At 49.8% G+C, this 18,181-nt stretch carries 17 protein-coding genes and 2 tRNA genes; 8 read left to right on the forward strand and 11 right to left on the reverse strand.

Annotated elements, in window-relative coordinates:
- Positions 1-6: 6 nt before the first annotated feature.
- The 4 genes from IPL17_RS20525 to IPL17_RS20540 form a co-directional block, all read right to left on the reverse strand.
- A complete protein-coding gene (locus IPL17_RS20525) occupies positions 7-1,383 on the reverse strand; it encodes an extracellular solute-binding protein (protein ID WP_345308950.1) in 1,377 nt (458 codons plus the stop codon).
- Positions 1,380-2,564, reverse strand: a complete 1,185-nt coding sequence (locus IPL17_RS20530; RefSeq protein WP_345308951.1) for a site-2 protease family protein — start codon at positions 2,562-2,564, stop codon at positions 1,380-1,382. The genes IPL17_RS20525 and IPL17_RS20530 overlap by 4 nt, the downstream gene beginning before the upstream one ends.
- A gap of 92 nt (positions 2,565-2,656) precedes the next feature.
- Positions 2,657-2,751, reverse strand: a tRNA-Sec gene (locus IPL17_RS20535).
- Positions 2,752-3,350: 599 nt separating this feature from the next.
- A tRNA-Pro gene (locus tag IPL17_RS20540) sits at positions 3,351-3,425 on the reverse strand.
- 93 nt (positions 3,426-3,518) lie between these two features.
- Here IPL17_RS20540 and IPL17_RS20545 point away from each other — a divergent pair.
- The 7 genes from IPL17_RS20545 to IPL17_RS20575 all read left to right on the forward strand — a co-directional run bounded on the left by IPL17_RS20545 (position 3,519) and on the right by IPL17_RS20575 (position 11,095).
- Complete coding sequence (locus IPL17_RS20545) at positions 3,519-4,091, forward strand: bifunctional nuclease family protein (RefSeq protein ID WP_345308952.1); 573 nt, start codon at positions 3,519-3,521, stop codon at positions 4,089-4,091.
- A gap of 15 nt (positions 4,092-4,106) precedes the next feature.
- Entirely contained in the window at positions 4,107-5,498 is a 1,392-nt protein-coding gene (gene dnaB, locus IPL17_RS20550) for a replicative DNA helicase (RefSeq protein WP_345308953.1), read from the forward strand.
- 10 nt (positions 5,499-5,508) lie between these two features.
- Positions 5,509-6,159: a DnaD domain protein gene (locus tag IPL17_RS20555; RefSeq protein WP_345308954.1), complete on the forward strand. Its 651-nt coding sequence runs from the start codon at positions 5,509-5,511 to the stop codon at positions 6,157-6,159.
- Complete coding sequence (locus IPL17_RS20560; protein WP_345308955.1) at positions 6,080-7,600, forward strand: ATP-binding protein; 1,521 nt, start codon at positions 6,080-6,082, stop codon at positions 7,598-7,600. The genes IPL17_RS20555 and IPL17_RS20560 overlap by 80 nt, the downstream gene beginning before the upstream one ends.
- A 156-nt stretch (positions 7,601-7,756) precedes the next feature.
- A complete protein-coding gene (locus tag IPL17_RS20565; RefSeq protein ID WP_345308956.1) occupies positions 7,757-8,608 on the forward strand; it encodes an FTR1 family protein in 852 nt (283 codons plus the stop codon).
- Positions 8,609-8,702: 94 nt separating this feature from the next.
- The gene (locus tag IPL17_RS20570) at positions 8,703-9,707 is read left to right on the forward strand and encodes an isochorismatase (protein WP_345308957.1); all 1,005 of its coding nucleotides are present in this window, start codon (positions 8,703-8,705) and stop codon (positions 9,705-9,707) included.
- A 41-nt stretch (positions 9,708-9,748) separates the two neighbouring features.
- A complete protein-coding gene (locus tag IPL17_RS20575) occupies positions 9,749-11,095 on the forward strand; it encodes a nicotinate phosphoribosyltransferase (protein WP_345308958.1) in 1,347 nt (448 codons plus the stop codon).
- Positions 11,096-11,131: 36 nt separating this feature from the next.
- Here IPL17_RS20575 and IPL17_RS20580 read toward each other — a convergent pair whose 3' ends face one another.
- Genes IPL17_RS20580 through IPL17_RS20595 form a run of 4 tightly spaced genes read right to left on the reverse strand, consistent with a single transcriptional unit; the run spans position 11,132 to position 14,565 of the window.
- Positions 11,132-11,890, reverse strand: a complete 759-nt coding sequence (locus IPL17_RS20580; protein ID WP_345308959.1) for a phosphate ABC transporter ATP-binding protein — start codon at positions 11,888-11,890, stop codon at positions 11,132-11,134.
- Positions 11,884-12,750 (reverse strand): phosphate ABC transporter permease PstA, encoded by an 867-nt coding sequence (gene pstA, locus IPL17_RS20585; RefSeq protein WP_345308960.1) that lies wholly within the window; start codon positions 12,748-12,750, stop codon positions 11,884-11,886. The genes IPL17_RS20580 and pstA overlap by 7 nt, the downstream gene beginning before the upstream one ends.
- Entirely contained in the window at positions 12,747-13,643 is an 897-nt protein-coding gene (gene pstC, locus IPL17_RS20590) for a phosphate ABC transporter permease subunit PstC (RefSeq protein WP_345308961.1), read from the reverse strand. The genes pstA and pstC overlap by 4 nt, the downstream gene beginning before the upstream one ends.
- Before the next feature lie 46 nt (positions 13,644-13,689).
- Positions 13,690-14,565 (reverse strand): PstS family phosphate ABC transporter substrate-binding protein, encoded by an 876-nt coding sequence (locus IPL17_RS20595; RefSeq protein ID WP_345308962.1) that lies wholly within the window; start codon positions 14,563-14,565, stop codon positions 13,690-13,692.
- Between the two features lie 106 nt (positions 14,566-14,671).
- Between IPL17_RS20595 and pstB the strand changes: the two genes are divergently transcribed.
- A complete protein-coding gene (pstB, locus tag IPL17_RS20600; RefSeq protein ID WP_345308963.1) occupies positions 14,672-15,430 on the forward strand; it encodes a phosphate ABC transporter ATP-binding protein PstB in 759 nt (252 codons plus the stop codon).
- A gap of 92 nt (positions 15,431-15,522) precedes the next feature.
- On the opposite strand, the gene phoU is transcribed toward pstB, so the two are convergent.
- From phoU to IPL17_RS20615, 3 genes are all read right to left on the reverse strand, one after another.
- Complete coding sequence (gene phoU, locus IPL17_RS20605; protein WP_345308964.1) at positions 15,523-16,203, reverse strand: phosphate signaling complex protein PhoU; 681 nt, start codon at positions 16,201-16,203, stop codon at positions 15,523-15,525.
- A 294-nt stretch (positions 16,204-16,497) separates the two neighbouring features.
- Positions 16,498-17,322, reverse strand: a complete 825-nt coding sequence (surE, locus tag IPL17_RS20610) for a 5'/3'-nucleotidase SurE (RefSeq protein WP_345308965.1) — start codon at positions 17,320-17,322, stop codon at positions 16,498-16,500.
- Between the two features lie 39 nt (positions 17,323-17,361).
- Complete coding sequence (locus tag IPL17_RS20615) at positions 17,362-18,072, reverse strand: PHP domain-containing protein (protein ID WP_345308966.1); 711 nt, start codon at positions 18,070-18,072, stop codon at positions 17,362-17,364.
- Positions 18,073-18,181: the final 109 nt, after the last annotated feature.

Genomic DNA, 18,181 nt, shown 5'->3' on the forward strand with positions numbered 1-18,181 from the left:
TATTCGTTACTTAACCAAATCATTGGCAGTGGATTGCATCTGCGCCAGTATCGCTGCAACTTGTCCGCTGGGTGTGCTGACGCGGTACATGTGTCGGAATCCGTCTCCAAGCACGATCTTTACTCTGCGCCAGGAAGCTGCCTGAGGTTGTACTTCGCCTTGTGGCAGGAAACTGATCGCTTGCGCCCACTGCGGGTGTGTCTTTTCGTAATCGGCAAGCAAATCAATCGTTGAAGTACGCAGTGGAAAGAGATGGGTCGCTTCCACCCAGCGGGCATCCTGTTCATTCTCAAGCAGCCAGCGTACGAACAACCATGCGGCAAGTTGACTTTCGTCCGTTGAATCCAGAATGACATATGATGAACCATATACTATCAGGGTGTCTTGATTCTCTGCGGGGTATGGAATTACCTTCCATGTGTCGGTATTATTGGCGCTGGCAAAAGCACGGGCCACGGTTGGTAAATTTTCAAGGGTCGCAGAAATAAACAGGGCTTCGCGATCTACAAATGAAGCAACGGGATCCATCTCAGAGGTGGTCTGCCATGCGCAGCTTGTTTCAGAAAGTTCGCGCAGGAATTTAAATGCGTCAATATTGTTTGGTTTGAGGAAGCGATAATTATTCCCTTCCAATACTCCGCCATCAAAAGCCAGCAGCCAGGCATAGGCAGTTGCTGGCTCGGTGTCCACAGCCCAGCCACCCATGAAGTCATTTTGCGCCGCCTCATCTTTTTGTAGAGATTGCTGTGCGCGGCAAGCTTGTTGACGAAAATCCTGCGGGTCGGCGGGTATGGAATTAAAACCCAGCGTGCTGGCCCACGTTTCATTCCAAAGTAAAAAATTCGCAGTGCGCTGGGCAGGGATCGCAACGCGAATATCTTCAGATATATCCTGTTCCAAAAATACAGACGGGATATCGTTTGAGTCGATCCCAAATTCTGGATCATTCACATAAGGCGTCAGGTCTGTCACAAAATCATCAGCGTTCCATTCCAGGGCATGTTCAGGCAGCGCGATCACGAGGTCAGGTTTTTCCGCTGTTGGTAAAGAAGCTGTGACAGTTTCATATAAATTGCTAAAGTTGACTTGACTCTGTACCGTGACGTTGATGCCCCACTCATTTTGTGCATTGAAATCTGCGACGAATGAATCAAACAGGGTCGACTCGATCCCGTACCACGGAGTCCAGACAGTGATCTCGAGGCCTTTCAACGTTTCTTTATTAACAGCGAGTCTGCTGCCCGTTTCGACAGTGGATTCAACCTGTGGTTTTTTTGTAGCGCTTGGCGTAGTGGATGGCTTGGCTGTCGATGTTGTGTTCCCGGCGGCGCAAGCTGAAAAGAGAATGGATGTAATAAATAACTGTAAAAATATTTTCTTCATGGCGCAAGTGTCATAAATGGGACTGGCATCAAGACTAAAAAGAAGACAATGATCATGGCAAACCCGACCAGCCGTCGGACGGGGTCGAGCGTGGTGATCTGATCGAGTGGCTCCGCGTTAACCCTTCCCAGCCAATATAGAATGATCGCCCACAGCCACCAGCCGTTCCAGAAGTAGCCAGCTACGACAAGTAATCCGACAATGAATGGGAATGCTTTTCTTGCCTTGTCGCCGAATAAGGCATAGATCACATGCCCACCGTCTAATGTGCCAGCGGGGATGAGATTTAATGCGGTCACGAGCAGCCCTGCCCAGGCCGCGAAGGCCACAGGGTGAATGAACACATCCAATCCCCCAAATGGAACCGGTCGGCCTGTAAAGAAATATTTAACCCAGTACAAGATTCCCTGCGGTTCAACTGGAGCAGGGAGCAGCCTTCCAAAGGTCGCGAACTTTGCAAATAGATAGATCAGCGAATTCCCTTCGAGAAAACCATTTGGGTCTGGCTCGATGATTCCGGTTGTCGAAAGTGCTAGCCCTAAAAATAAAACGGGGATCGCGACGATAAGCCCTGCTATTGGCCCCGCCACCCCAATGTCAAAAAGCACGCGTTTGTTCTTGGGAATTCCGCGCATGATGATCGCCGCGCCCATCGTTCCGAGTAATCCAAGCGGAGGTGGAAGTGGGATAAAGTACGGCAATGTTGCTGGCGTCTTGTGATAACGGCTCATGAAATAATGCCCTAGTTCATGCGCCAGTAAAATCCCGAGCAGACTTAATGCGAACGGCCAGCCAGATAGGATGCTTTTTAACAGCATAAGCATTTGACCGCCAAAATCGGTTGGGAAGTCACCTTCAGGCTGCGCGCCCGCCAGCATCACGCTTAATACGGTCAATACGAAAAGGATGATGTTCGTGGATATCTTGTCCTTTTTCAGTTCTGGCGGTTTGGGCGCAAGATAGATCACTTGGCGGCCGCCTTCGATCTTAAATAGGGGGATGATATTATATGGGATGAGCGCATCCGCCAAACGGTCGTAGAGTGACGCGGAATCTTCATCCAGTAATTGTCCGCGATAGCGCAGAAAAAATCCCTTGCGCGGGTCTTCACTGGTGACATCTTCTATATGAAAGACTCGTGCTACTAAATTGGTTAATACTTCGGTTTCAGGAATTGACATGTGTTTCCTCTTATTTACGAAACCCTAAAGGTCTTGCGTTTCTGACATCAGAAAAGAATACAAGCAGACCTTTAGGGTTTTACAGCACTAAAGCGGGAGTGGATGGGAGTCGAACCCACCGCGGCTCGCAACGCGACCCGCCACAGGTGTTGAAGACCAGGAAGCCCACCGGGACCTAACCACTCCCGCTTGCAAGGATAACCGAGAGAAGATAGATTCGCAAGTTGATAATTGATGATCCTCCTAGAGTATGCAAAATCCGTTCATTTGCCGAATTTGCATTCCAGAACTTGCAATTCTCAGTGGCTGTGCGGCGACCATAGGATGGTGGTCTTTGAGTAAAAATGTTCCCTGCTAAATATCGAAGCTATGTAAGAAAGGCGCTGCCTGAATTAAGTTGGGCGAAAAGATGAAAAGTGATCCAATCGTAATGACCATGCAGATCACGCAAAATAAAATAAATCCCCCGGCCATGATCCCGATCCACGCCATTGGACGCCCCGATTCATTCCGCTGGTGAATCCGATTTAAGGAGATTATTCCGAAGACCAGCGCGAGAATCCCAAACAGAAAGCTGAGCGGGAAACATATGATTGTAGTAAATGGGAATGGGAACGTACTTAGGCATAAAAATAGAAGCGTTAAGATACCAAAGACTAAACTTAGGGTGGATTGTGCGTTTATTGGGGAATGTGTATTTTCTTCTTTTGTTTCCATAATGGAAAATGTGGTGTATGAAATATAAAAATAAAACCGTCCTATTATAAGGACGGTTTTATTTGGCTGTCGGGGCGAGAGGATTTGAACCTCCGACCTCTTGCACCCCATGCAAGCGCGCTAGCCGGGCTGCGCCACGCCCCGATTGAGCGAAGCGGATTATAGCCGTGTTTTCTTATTCTGGCAAATCGAAATGGCGGATTTATTTATGCTAAAATATACGAACTGGAGCATCCCATGTCAGATATGATAGAAGTAGTTATTGATAGCATCCGAGTTCACTTAATGACACCTCAGCGCATTGTTGTATTAAAACAAGTTGGCGCTGAAGAACGCTACCTTACCATTTGGGTGGGACCTTATGAAGCAGAAGCGATTACGGTCGCCCTGCAGGAAGTTGAAATGGTGCGCCCGCTTACGCATGACCTGCTAAAGAATGTCTTTCGCGAATTCAATGCGCGCATTACCCGCGTAGAGATCGTCCGCTTACAGGATAAGATTTACTATGGGAATATTGTCGCTGAAGTGGATGGACGCGAGATCCTTGTTGACTCCCGTCCCTCTGATGCCATCGCCATCGCGGTGCGTTCACATGTGCCGATTCTTGTTCATGAAAGTGTAATGGAAGCGGCTGGCATGGCGCCTGATTCGGACCTGCCGGAAACAACGGCCGCGCCATCGCGCAGGGAAAGCGCTCCAGAACCGCTCTCAGATGATGCCAACGACCGTCTATCTATTTTCAAGGATTTCATAGATAAGCTCGATATAGATAATCCCGATACAGACAAGCCCGACTCTCCCATACCCTAAAGTTGGTCCAACTCAATGGCTGATCATTTCCCTGAAGACATCCCCTACGGGGATGATAAATCCGCCGCCCCATCGCCATCAGCGCTTCCGCACAACCGCGAAGCTGAAGAAGCGGTTGTAGGGGCGGTTCTGATTAATCAAGAGGTTTATTATGATGTCGCCCAGTTCCTCTCGGCGGATGATTTCTACATCCACCGTAACAAATGGATTTGGGAGGCGTTTACGCGTTTGCACGAACAGCGTATCCCCATTGACCTGTTGACCCTCTCTGAAGAACTCGACCGATCCAATCAACTGGCTGATGTTGGCGGTTCTTCTTATATCACCTCACTTATCAATCAAGTACCGTCTTCGTTAAACGCGGAGTCATATGGCCGTATCGTCGAGGGACATTCCGTCCGTCGAAAGATGATCACGGCTGCGAACAAGATCGCGTCGATTGCCTACAATGAAGCCTCATCCATCGACGATGTGATGAACGAGGCGGAGAAGGCTGTCTTCAATGTCAGCGAGCGCAGACTCAAACACGACCTTCAGCCGATCTCGGCTGTGTTGAGCGATTACTACGACCGAATTGATGAGCTTGCCAAACACCCCGATGAAATTCACGGCGTGCCGACAGGTTTTATTGATCTCGATAGATTGTTGACTGGCTTGCAGCCTTCAGATCTGCTCATTATCGCGGGCCGCCCTGGTCAGGGCAAAACAGGCTTTCTGCTTTCCATCGCCAAGAACGCCGCCCTGACCCATAAAAAACATGTCGCCATCTTTTCATTGGAAATGTCCAATGAGCAGGTGGTCCAACGCTTAATAGCCCAAACTACAGAAATTTCCTCACAGCGCTTGCGTAATGGCAAGCTGCTTGAAAGCGAATGGCCGCTATTTACTCACGCGGTCGAGGTTCTTTCAGATACTCATATTTATTTGGATGATACGCCCGCCATCACGCCTTTGCAGCTGCGGACGAAGTGCCGCCGCCTGCATATGGAATTCGGCATTGATCTGATCATTATCGACTACCTCCAACTCATGGGCGGGGATTCGCGCAATGATAATCGCGTGCAGGAAGTCTCGCATATCTCGCGCAGTTTGAAAGTGCTGGCGCGCGAATTAAATGTTCCTGTCTTAACCGCCGCGCAACTAAGCCGCGCGGTTGAACAGCGAACCGATAAAAAACCCGTGCTCTCCGATTTGAGAGAATCAGGTTCTCTCGAACAGGATGCCGATATCGTTATGTTTATCTACCGTCCTGATGAGTACGAAAAGGATTCAGATAAAAGCAATATCACGAAAATTGTTGTGGCAAAACATCGTAACGGACCTGTCGGCGAGATCGATCTAATATTCCGCGGCGAATTGACAAGGTTTGAGAACGCCACAACAAAAGTATTCAATCCGAATCAATGATGTTTTGAAAATGACGACTTTCAACGGTTTCACTTCCTCTGAAACATTCACTCAATTGCCTGATTCGCTTATTCATCTTTTAAAAGAGATGGATGATGCGGCGGAGTTGAAGGTGACCCTGTATGCCATTTGGCGTATTGAACATATCGAAGGCCATTTTCGGGCGTTATGTGAAACCGATTTCGAGGCTGAGGTGTTGGGGATGGGGCTTGAGGAGATCCAGAGCGGGCTGAGAAAATCTGTCGAGCGCGGAACCATGCTTCGGGCGCAGCATGAAGCGGATGTTTTTTATTTCCTCAACTCGCCCCGTGGACGTCTCGCTGCCGAAGCGTTCGAGAAGGGTCAATGGCGCGAATCCGCAAAGATATTTTCCGCGCCCATGAACAAATCAAATATCTTTCGGTTGTATGAAGAGAACATTGGAGCGCTCACGCCTTTATTGTCAGACATGCTGCGTGAAGCCGAGAAAAATTATCCGGGTGTGTGGTTCGAAGAGGCGTTTGAAATTGCTGTCAGCAGGAATGTTCGCAATTGGAAATATGTGGAAGCCATTTTGACGCGCTGGAAGGAAAAAGGGAAAGATGAAAGAAAAGATCAACAAGACACTGTCAAAGATGCAAAACGATACGCCGAGGACGAATTTTCAGAATTCTTCAAGTGAGAGCAATATAGTAAAGCCACTCGGAGATCCCAACTGCCCGCATTGCGGTGGAATTGGATACGTTCGTTATGATGTTCCTTTGGGTCATGAAAAATTCGGCAAAATCGAGTCGTGTGTCTGCCGCGCAAAGGATATGGCCGATGGCGCGCGCAGTCGTTTGTTTGCTTTAAGTAATCTGGATCGGTTAAGTCATTTGCGTTTTGAAAACTTTAAAGCTTCGGGGAATGACAAGGCAAAGTTCATGACGCCGCAGGAAAAGGAAAACCTGCACAAAGCATTTGAAGCTTGTGAAGAATTTTCCCGCCTGCTTGCAGGCTGGGTGCTGCTTGAAGGCGGCTACGGCTGCGGGAAGACACATCTTGCCGCGGCGATCGCGAATGACGCGGTCAGCAGGGGAGTTCCGACGCTTTTCATTACCGTGCCGGATCTGTTGGATTCATTACGATTTGCTTATGCGGATCCGGAAACCACTTTTGAACAACGCTTTGATGAGATCCGCAGCGCAGACTTGTTAATTCTCGATGACTTTGGAACCCAGAATGCAACAGCCTGGGCGCAGGAAAAATTATTCCAGATCATTAATTACCGCTATATCAATAAACTGGCGACTGTTATCACAACTAATTTGATGCTGGACGAGATCGAAGGTCGTATTCGTTCACGTTTGCAGGATGATGAATTCGTAAAATATGTCAAGATCAGCGCGCCGGACTATCGCCGTCCGGAAGAGACCAGCAATCCCGGTATCTCGATGTTATCCCTGCCTGAAATGAAAGCCATGACCTTTGAAAAATTCCAGATGCGTGAGGATGAGATCGGCAAGGAAGCGATCACAACCACCATCACCGAGAAGCAGGATAAGTTCGGGAATAAATATAAAGACAAGGAAATTACGCGTGTCAAAGTCACCAAGGAAGATGTCAAGACTTTACATGAAGCCTTTGGCGCGGCAGCGCATTTTGCCGAAGAGCCGCATGGCTGGCTGGTATTGCTCGGGCAATCCTTTTGCGGGAAGACCCATCTGGCTTCTGCGATCGGCAATTACCGCATCGGTCTCGGCGGGCAGGCGCTTTTGGTGGAAGTTTCGGCTTTGCTCGATTATTTGCGTCAAACCTTTCGCCCCAGCTCCGAAGTCCCGTTCGATCGCCGTTTTCATGAAATCCGTACCACTCCTTTATTGATCCTGGATGATCTGAAGGAAAGCGGAGCGAGTTCCGTCTGGGCTGAGGATAAGTTGTATAGCGTCTTGAATTACCGCTACAACGCACATCTGCCTACGGTGATCACTTCCACGATGCGGGCTGATGCTTTTGCGCTGAGTTACTCCAACTTGTGGAACAAATTACTCGACCCAACCATGTCACAGATCCTTGTGATCGACATGCCCCCGTATCGGCGTGTGATGAAGGCAAATAGGCCAAATCAGCACAAAAAGAAGTAATTTGGACAAGTCATCCCTTATATGTGATGACTAATATTTATCAAATATGTGATAAATATCTTGTCAATAATCAGACCTGCATGATACAATTTTTGGACAAAACAGCCTATTTTATAGGCTGTTTTTCATTCCCCATTAACACGAGGTTACAAAAACATGGTCTCCTCATTTTTACTCTCTCTGCGCGAAGGGCTGGAAGCGGCTCTCATTATTGGTATCGTGCTTGGCGCACTTCGCAAGATCCGCCGTACAGACCTTGCGCCGGCCCTCTGGATTGGAACCTTGGCCGCAACTGGCGTTAGCATTCTCGCGGCGGTTCTGCTTACTATCTTCGGCCTGAGCCTCGAAGGCAATGCCGAAAAAATTTATGAAGGTATTACGATGTTCCTCGCAGCAGGCATCCTGACCTGGATGATCTTCTGGATGAGCGGACAGGCACGCCACCTTAAAGGCGAGCTTGAGGAAGGTGTTAATAAGGCCGCCGTTTCGACAGGGAAGCGTTCTCTCTTTTGGCTGGCTTTTTTCGCAGTGGTGCGTGAAGGCGTGGAGCTTGCCCTGTTTATCACCGCCGCATTTTTTGCTGGCAATAATGAACAGGTTGGCACGAATACCATTCAAACCCTTGCGGGCGTTGTGCTTGGACTGGGAACCGCCATACTGCTGGGCTGGTCATTACTCGCCACCACAGTACGGCTTGACCTGCGCCGCTTCTTTCAGATCACAGGCATGCTGCTTATCCTCTTCGCGGCTGGGCTTGTCGCACATGGCATCCATGAATTTAACGAGATCAACTGGATACCTTCCATTGTTGAGCATGTTTGGGACGTGAACTCATTTATTGACGAAACCTCCGTCTCCGGCGAATTGCTCAAGACCCTCTTTGGATATAACGGAAACCCCTCACTGACAGAGATGATCGGATACATTGGCTATTTAATCACCGTCGGTATTTTCTTCGGCCGCAGTACATCGAAACGTGATGTGAAAGCGGTTCAACCTCAAGTGTAGAAAAAACACATTGAAAGCAAAAACAGGTTTCGGGTCAGGTATGACGCGAGACCTGTTTTTCGTTACAAAGTTCCCGCGAGGGTATACTAGGGCAATGAACACTCTTCCCATCCCATCTTTTTTTGATACCTCCCGCGTTGGCGAGATCTGGAAAGTGGATTACGCCGCCCGTGCAGATCAGGCACGCGACTGGGCGCATCAATACAACCTGACGCCTGCCTCCGCTTCGATGGACAGAATCTCACTTTTGATTATCGACGCGCAAAATACGTTTTGCATTCCAAATTTTGAACTCTTCGTCGGCGGCCGCAGTGGACATGGCGCAGTGGACGATAACGTCCGCTTGTGTGAATTTATTTATCGCAACCTGGGCAACATCACACACATCACCGCCACCATGGACACGCATCTTTCGCAGCAAATTTTCCACCCGATATTTTTTGTGGATAAAGATGGAAATCATCCCGCGCCGTATACGGATATTCATGCTGATGAATTGCGCGCTGGCAAATGGAATTTCAACTCAATTCTTGCGCCTAATTATCAGATCGCGCCTGAATATGGGCAGCAAATGATGATCCATTACGCTGAAGAATTGGAGCGCAAAGGAAAATATGCGCTGACCATTTGGCCGTATCACGCCATGCTCGGCGGCATCGGTCACGCGCTGGTGCCAGCCTTGGAGGAAGCCATCTTCTTTCATTCCATTGCAAGCCTCGCTCAACCAGATTTTGAAATTAAAGGTGATAAACCTTTCACCGAAAATTATTCAGTTGTTGGTCCCGAAGTCTTGACCGGCCCAATGGGCGAGACGTTAGGGTCGCGTAATCCAAAATTCATTCAACACTTACAGGAAGTGGACAGGTTGTACATCGCGGGGCAGGCCAAGAGTCACTGCGTTGCATGGACGGTTTCCGACTTGCTCGATGATATTCAGTCAACAGATCCCAAACTTGCGGAAAAAGTTTATCTTCTCGAGGATTGTTCATCACCAGTTGTAGTCCCTGGTGTTGTTGACCATACCGATGCGGCAAATGAAGCGTATGTCCGCTTTGCAAATGCTGGGATGCAGATCGTAAAATCCACAGATGTTATTTGATATTCACTACACACGCATAGCCAAGAAAACAAGGTTACAATATGTCCATTTTTGATAATATCCGTCTTACAAATGAAACTTTTAAATTAGATATTGACCGCATGCGCCGCGGCTGGTATTCGGATAAATATTTCGAGAATATCAACCGCATGTTGATCGCGCTCTCCAAAGAGGGATATACCTATTCTGGCGAACATCACAACCTGCCGGCAGGTGTCTCTGCGGAGAATATATCCGTGGGCGATATTGAAGTGGAAATGCAGTGGTTCACGCGCCGTGTGGGCACGACCGTGATCGTCGGTGTGGATAAATCTCTGGAGATGCTCCGCCATTGCACGGGCTATTGGGAGAATGAGCGCTTCATCGAAACCGCTGATAAATTGGAAGTGTGGGCTGTGCAGGACGGCGATGTGACCGAGTCGCCAGATGGCAATCCGATGAACGTCCAGCCGGTCATCAGGGTGCGCGGACGCTATCGTGATTTCGCCCTGCTTGAAACACCCACCTTGGGAATCCTGACTCGCTCAAGCCGTGTATCCAGTAATGTCTATGAGACTTTAACTGCCGCGCGAGGCAAGCCAGTTTTATTTTTCCCCGCGCGTTTTGACTTGCATGAAGTCCAGGCTTCGGATGGTTATGCCTACAATATCGCGGTGCAAAGATTCAATATGGATTACTCGCAAAAGCTGGGACCATTCGTTTCGACCGATGCGCAGGGAGATTGGTGGGGCGGCGCTGGCGGCGGGACGGTGGCCCATGCCGCGATCGCATCCTTCCTCGGCGACACAGCCGAAGCGATGATGGAGTTCTCGCGGATTCTGCCCGCGCACATTCCACGCATTGCGCTGGTGGATTTCAATAACGATTCTGTGCGTGATTCACTGCGCGCGTTGAATGCTCTGTTCGCAAAGTATCGTGAATTGGTGGATGCGGGGAATAAGGAAGAAGCGGAGAAATATAAACTATATGGCGTGCGTTTGGATACCAGCGGAACCTTGCGCGATGTGTCCGTCCTGCCGCTTGGCGACCCAAGCCTTGACCTGGGAGTGAATCCGCGGCTGGTGTTCAACATCCGACAGGCATTGGATTCTGAATCAGAAAACTGGAACCTGCCTGAGGATTGGAAGGAAGCGGCGCGGGAATATTGTCACAATGTGAAGATCGTTGTCTCTGGCGGATTCAATCCAGAAAAGATCCGCCGATTCGAAAAATTGGGAGTCCCCGCTGATATTTACGCGGTCGGTTCGTATCTGTTCAGCAATAACGGCGCCACCGCATCTGACTTTACCGCCGATGTGGTGCGCGTGAAAATTCACGGCGAGTGGCTGGATATGCCAAAGGTGGGCCGCAGGCCGCGCGATAATGCGAATATGGAAAGGGTTTGGTAATCAAGGCAGAGTGCGGACTTCAGTCCGCATTCCTGTTTAACCAAACCTGCCCATAATGTAATCTTCAGTTTTCTTTTGTTTGGGATTCGTGAAGAGGGTTTTCCCATCGCCGTATTCGATGAGTTCACCTGTCAAGAAAAACGCGGCGTGATCGGCAGTCCGCGCGGCTTGTTGAACGGAATGCGGCACAAGAATAACGGTATATTCTTTTTTCAACTCAGAGAGCGCGGCTTCCACTTTGCCGGTTGAGATCGGGTCAAGGCCGGAGGTGGGTTCGTCGAGCAAAATTATTTGAGGCTGCAAAGCGATCACGCGCGCGAGACATACACGCTGCTGCTGCCCGCCTGATAATGCGATGGCGGGTTCATCCAAACGATCTTTGATTTCATCCCAAATTGCCGAGAGTTTCAAACTTCGCTCCACGGCTTCATCCAATTTGGATTTCCGTTTTTCCCCCATCAACTCCAATCCGTAAATAATATTTTCGCGAATGCTCATCGGCAAGGTGACAGGTCGCGCGAAAACCATTCCCACCTTGCGGCGCAATGCGATCACATCTGTTTTCGGGTCAAGGATATTCTCCCCATCGATCAGGATTCGGCCCGAGATGGCCTTGATCTCGGTCAGATCATTCAGACGATTGAGGCAGCGCAGTAAAGTGGATTTCCCGCCTCCTGCCGGACCGAATAAAACTGTCACAGCGTTCTGCGGAATTCCCATGCTGACATTCCGCAGGGATTCAGTGCCGTCGGAGTATTGGAGGGAAAGATTTTCGATTATGATTTTGTCTACCATTGTCTTCTCGCTCTTGCACGTGAACGGATCACTGTAGCAATGACATTCATGGATAATACAAAGACAAGCAGAACCAGCGCCGTCCCATATTGGATCTGGATCGGCATTTCAGGGACTTGGGTGGAAATGACAAACAAGTGATACGGCAAAGCCATGGTCGCATCAAAAGGAGATTGTGGAAGTCTTGGCAGGAAGAATGCCGCGCCTGTAAATAAGATGGGAGCGGTCTCGCCTGCGGCACGTTCCAAGCCAAGAATAACTCCCGTCAGAATACCTGGTAAAGCTTCTTTAATAATGATTCGGCTGATGGTCTGCCAGCGCGTTGCGCCGAGAGAAATGCTCACTGTGCGGAAGGATTGCGGAACTGCTCGCAGCGCTTCTTCGGATGTGCTGATGATAACGGGCAATGTCATGATCGAAAGCGTGAGCGATGCGGCCAGAATGGATGTGCCAAATTGCAAGAACAGCACGAATAATCCCAGCCCAAATAATCCATACACGACCGAAGGAATGCCCGCCAGGTTAATGATCGCAAGGCGGATGATTCTGGTCACCTGGTTATCTTTGGCATACTCTGAGAGATAAATGGCGGCGGCAATTCCCAAAGGCACGGAGAAGACGGCTGTGCCAAGTGTCAGATAAAGTGTGCCAATGATGGCGGGCAGGATCCCGCCCGCGCGCATTCCGTCATGCGGAAAGCCTGAGAGGAATTCCCATGAAATGGCGGAACCGCCTTTTATAAGAATGAAGATGATCGTGCCGATGATCGGTATGATGGTAATGATCACCATCATTGTGATGGCTATGAATCCAATTCTTTGAACTGTGTGACGGTTTCGGGAGAGGAATTTGGTCATCATGATAATATCCTCTCGGCCCGCTTCTTGGCGCGGAAGACAACAGACGATGCGATCACGTTCACGACCAGCGAGATGATGAACAGCACCATCCCGATGAAGAACAGGACATGATAATGCGTGCTGCCATTTGCGACCTCGCCCATTTCAGCGGCGATGGTGGCGGTCATGGTGCGGACAGGGGAGAAGAGACTGCCAAGTCCAGTAGCCAGAACAGGCGCGTTGCCTGTGACCATCATGACGGTCATGGTCTCGCCGATGGCGCGTCCCACGCCGAGCATGACAGCGGTCAATACACCTGACTTGGCGGCGGGTAATGTCACACGCCAGATGGTCTGCCATTTTGTCGCACCCAAAGCCCATGCGCCTTCACGATATGCGCGCGGAACTGAGTCGAGCGCATCCTCGGCTACAGACACGACGGTCGGCACGGCGATCCCTCCTAAAAGCAAAGAACCTGTCAAGGCTGTCAGACCAGTTGGCAGGTCCAGAAAGACGCGTAGAAATGGGGAGAGTACGAGTATCCCAAGAAATCCCAATACAACGGAGGGAAGTCCGCCCAACAATTCCACCAGCGGCTTTAAGATTTCACGCATCCAGCGCGGAGCGATCTCGGAGATGTAAATTGCGGTGCCGATCCCAAATGGAACTGCGATGAGCGCCGCGCCGAGAGTCACGATCAATGAGCCAGAGAGCAGCGGCAGGATTCCGAAATAACTTTCAATGGGATACCAGCGGAAATTAAAAAGTGAAGACGCATCCACTTCACCGAGTGTTGGCAGACCTTCGCGTAGAAGGAAGAAAAAGATAAGCGCAACAAATAAGATGGCTGAATAACCAGAAGATTGGATCAATCTGGTGATGATGAATTCACGCCATGATAAAGATTTTTCCATAGGTCTCCTGTAGGGATGCAGCAATGCTGCACCCCTACTGTGAAATTTATTTTATTGCAGGCACAAAACCCAATTCCGCGACAATAACTTGTGCTTCGTCTGAAAGGATCCAGTCGAGATAATCTTTGATGATGCCGGCCGGTTCGCCGTTGGTGTACATGTACAGGTCGCGCGCGATGGCATAGGTCTTATCGTTCACAGTATCGATCGAAGGCAGAACATATTCGCCGCCTGCTTCTTTTGCGATTGCGATCATCTTTAGATCTTTCGGCACATAACCGAGTCCGTCATAACCAATTGCGTTCGGGTTATCGCGGACTTCTGAAATGATGCCTTCCGATGAAGGCAGTAATAATGTGTTCGTCGAGAAAAGTGTTTTATCTTCCTTGCTCCCCAATCGCAAAACGGTCTCCAAAAAATAAACGTGCGTACCTGAATTGGTCTCGCGTGACAGCCGCACAATGGGGCGGTCTTCCCCGCCGACTTCATTCCAGTTCGTATACTTGCCGCTGTAAATATCCGAGATCTGTTGCAGCGTTAACTCGTTCACAGGATTATTCGGATTGACGATGACAGCGATCGCATCGCGCGCGATGATATGTTCAACCGGAGTCACACCATTGGCTTGGGCTTCGGAAGTTTCCTCATCTTTGATCTTGCGTGACGCGTTGGCCAAATCAACCGTGCCGTTGACCAGCGCCGCGATCCCCGTCCCCGACCCGCCGCCTGTCACCGAAATGCGGACATCTGGGTGGTTGCCCTGATATTTCTCCGCCCATGCCAGCGCAAGATTGACGATGGTATCGGAACCTTTATTTTCGATGTAATTTGCGGGGGAATCAGATGTGGATGAATTGTTAGAAGAGCCGCAGGATGACAAAATGAAAGAGGAAAGAAAGAAGAATAAAAGTAGGCGTTTCATCGGGGCGGATTATAGTCGGTGGTAGACACGCACACAAGTAGACAGGAAGAACTTTTCATCCTTCATCCTTCACATTTCATCCCTGGTTTTTGATACAATCATCCCTATGACTACAGACCAATCCGCCTTTTCTGTCCAACAATTGGATTTTTATTACGGCAAATCAAAAGCGCTTTCAGGGATCAACCTTGAGATCGAGCCGCAAAAAGTGACCGCGTTGATCGGGCCGTCAGGCTGCGGAAAATCCACGTTCCTGCGCTGTTTGAACCGCATGAACGATACGATCCATGGTACGCGCGTGGATGGAACGATATTGCTCAAAGGCGAGGATATTTACGACGAAAAAATGGATGTGGTCAACCTTCGTCAGCGGGTGGGCATGGTGTTTCAAAAGCCGAATCCATTTCCGCAGTCCATTTATGACAACGTGGCCTTCGGTCCGCGTGTGATGGGGATGGATGTAAATATGGACGAAGTCGTTAAGAGCAGTTTGGAACGTGCGGCATTATGGGATGAAGTCAAAGATGATCTGAAATCCGACGCGATGGGATTATCGCTTGGCCAGCAGCAGAGATTGTGCATTGCGCGCGTGATAGCCGTTCAGCCTGAAGTGATCCTCATGGATGAAGCCACCTCCGCGCTGGACCCGATCGCCACCCTGCGCGTTGAAGAGCTGATCGCGGAATTAAAACAGGACTACACCATTGTCATTGTGACTCATAATATGCAGCAAGCCGCGCGTGTCTCGGATTTCACAGGCTTGTTCTGGCTGGGAGAGATGGTGGAATTTGCGAATACCAGTGACATGTTCACCAGACCGAAGGAAGAATTGACGGAAGCATATATCACAGGAAGAATGGGGTAGGAAACGAGCTTGTTATTTGTGGATCAGTTATTAGTCAAATACAAAAGAGGACACAAGTCTGTGTCCTCTTTTGTATTTGACTTTCAATCGTTCTACTTTATCTCAAACTCATCGTCTGTAGCTTTGATCTCGGACATATTGCCTGTTGCGATGAAAATCGTCCGTTCGCAGATGTTGGTCACACGGTCTGCGACGCGTTCTAGGTTATGCGCCACCCATAATAACCAGTTGGCGCGTTCAATGGATTTCGGGTCTTGAATAATGAACAACATTAATTCACGATAGATCTGGTTATAGAGCGCATCCACTTCATCATCTTCAGCGGGAATCGTTTTTGCGGCTTCCACATCTTCTTTTACGAAGGCGGTCAGGGAACGGTGAAGCATGTCAGCGCCGATCTGGGCCATGCGCGGAATATCAATCAGCGGCTTGAGCAAAGTTTCTTCACCCATGCGGATGTTGATGTTGGCAATGCCCTTGGCGTAATCCCCCATGCGTTCGAGTTCGGAGATGATCTCCATGGTGGAAGCCAGCAGGCGCAGATCATGCGCCATGGGCTGCTGTGTGGCGATCAGGATCATCAACTGATTCTCGATGTCGAATCGTTTTTTATTGATCTCTTTATCATCCGCAATGATCTTTTCCGCGCCTTTGATGTCGCGTTTTTTAAGGACTTCCACTGAAGTGATAATGGCATGTTCCACCATGCTCCCCAAGAGAAGCACTTCATCTTTTACTTGCTGTATTTCGTGTTCGAATGTTTTTCGGATCATAATACCTCTGGCGATTTGTATTTCTTATTTTACTACCAGCAATACCATCTGACGATAGTTACGTGGAGAAATGCCTTGTTGAGTCAACCAAAGGCGCAGATAATCTCTAATTTGATCGCGCATGAGTCGGGTGGAAGTGAGACGCTGCTGGTCATCATATTTCGCTAGGTCATCAAACGGCCATCCCAGCCAGGGCACACAAGAGTCCCTCCGGCAAAAAAAAACTGCCCGTCAGAATTGACGGGCAGCGTCTTCGCGTGGAAGACAACTAAGGAGGAGAAGAACGAACGCTGATTACTTTTCTGCCGCAACAACAGAATGGGTAAGCAGCGATAATTCAAAAGGTTGGGAATGCCAGTTCCAGGTGTTGAGATCGGAAATGGCGCGATAGGCGGTCAGGTCAAGCTGCAGCGGCGTGACGGAGACAAACCCCGCCGCCAACGCCCCGACATCTGTCCCTGATTCTGAGACACCCGTCGGCGCATCGCCGCCGATCCAATAATACGGTCGTCCGCGCGGATCGATGCGCTCGTCGAGACGGCTGTGATAGACGCGCAACCCCTGACGGGTGATGCGGAAACCATGAATATCTTCCGCTTTGAGAAAAGGCACATTGACATTCAATAGCGTGTCTTCGGGCAATCCATGCGCCATCACGTTTCGGACGGCGATCCCTGCGGCATGCGCGGCGGGTTGAAAATCAATTGGACCGACATGTCCCTCGGGCACTTCGAGCGAAACTGCAACTCCTGGGACGCCTGCGATCACCGCTTCCATCGCGGCGGTGACGGTTCCTGAGTAAGTGACATCATGTCCGAGGTTGGCACCGACATTGATGCCGGAGACCACCAGATCAAACTTCTCTTTGAAATACCCGAGCATCGCCAGCGCGACACAATCGGATGGCGCACCGTCGCTTGCCAGCGCCACCGTCCCATCTTCAAGATGGAACTCGCGCAAGCGCAAGGCGCGGTCCAGGGTTTTTACATGTCCGCTGCCAGACCAGTTGCGGTCCGGGGCGAGGATGGTGACTTTCCCAAAATTACACATTTCATGCGCCAGAGCCAAAAGCCCGGGCGCAAGCACGCCGTCATCATTGGTCACTAAAATATTCTTCATTTTCTAACTTATTCCTTTTCGTTTTTTCTAATTGCTGCTTTATGCGCGCGCAAGACCAGTTATACGCACGAATGCGCTGCCCATATAGCTCATGCCCCAGCTGCTGATGATCCTGAAGGCGCTCCATTCTTTCTGCCTGCGGACTTTTGTGGTTTTGTTTTTCAAGGCGATCAATAGGTCAGCCGCTGTGTTTCCTTCAAATTCAGTTGCGCCCAGACCGATCGCGTCCACAACATGCGCATCGCTGTTTCCCACATGGGCGATATCCAACCGATTTGCCAGGATGCTGGCGTAGTGATTGCTGATCCTGTCCAGGGCGCTGGCGTTGTAGGTTTCGATCCCGATCAGGGTTTCAGCCACTTGCGGGTTGCGCAGGGCTTTCAATATTGTTTTGGCGCTCAGGCTTTTCATGCCCATGCCGCCAGCCATCGGGTGAGGGGCGATACACACCCCGCCCAGTTCGCGCACCCGCAATACGGTTTCAACCAGTGACAAACCAGCATCCACTTTTTCCGTGATAAACAAAGCCAGTAGGTCGCCGTCAGCGGTGGTGATCTCAATTCCGGGGATCAACTCCACCCCGTAGGCTGGGGCAAGTTCCATCGCCTTGAGCGCTCCGGCAATTTCATCATGATCTGTAATGGCGATCACATCCAGCCCGGCTTGTTTTGCGTGTGATAAAACGGCAGCGAGGGATGCTGTGCCGTCGTAACTGTAAATTGTATGTAGGTGTAGATCTGCAAGTCCCATAATGTTCTCCTTGTTACAAATATAAGTTTATCCACTCCCAATTAAGAGCCTGTGAAGGTTGTTTTATGATCTTGTTAACAAAAACCACCCGCAAAGAATGCGGGTGGCT

Source organism: Candidatus Villigracilis saccharophilus (assembly GCF_016711665.1).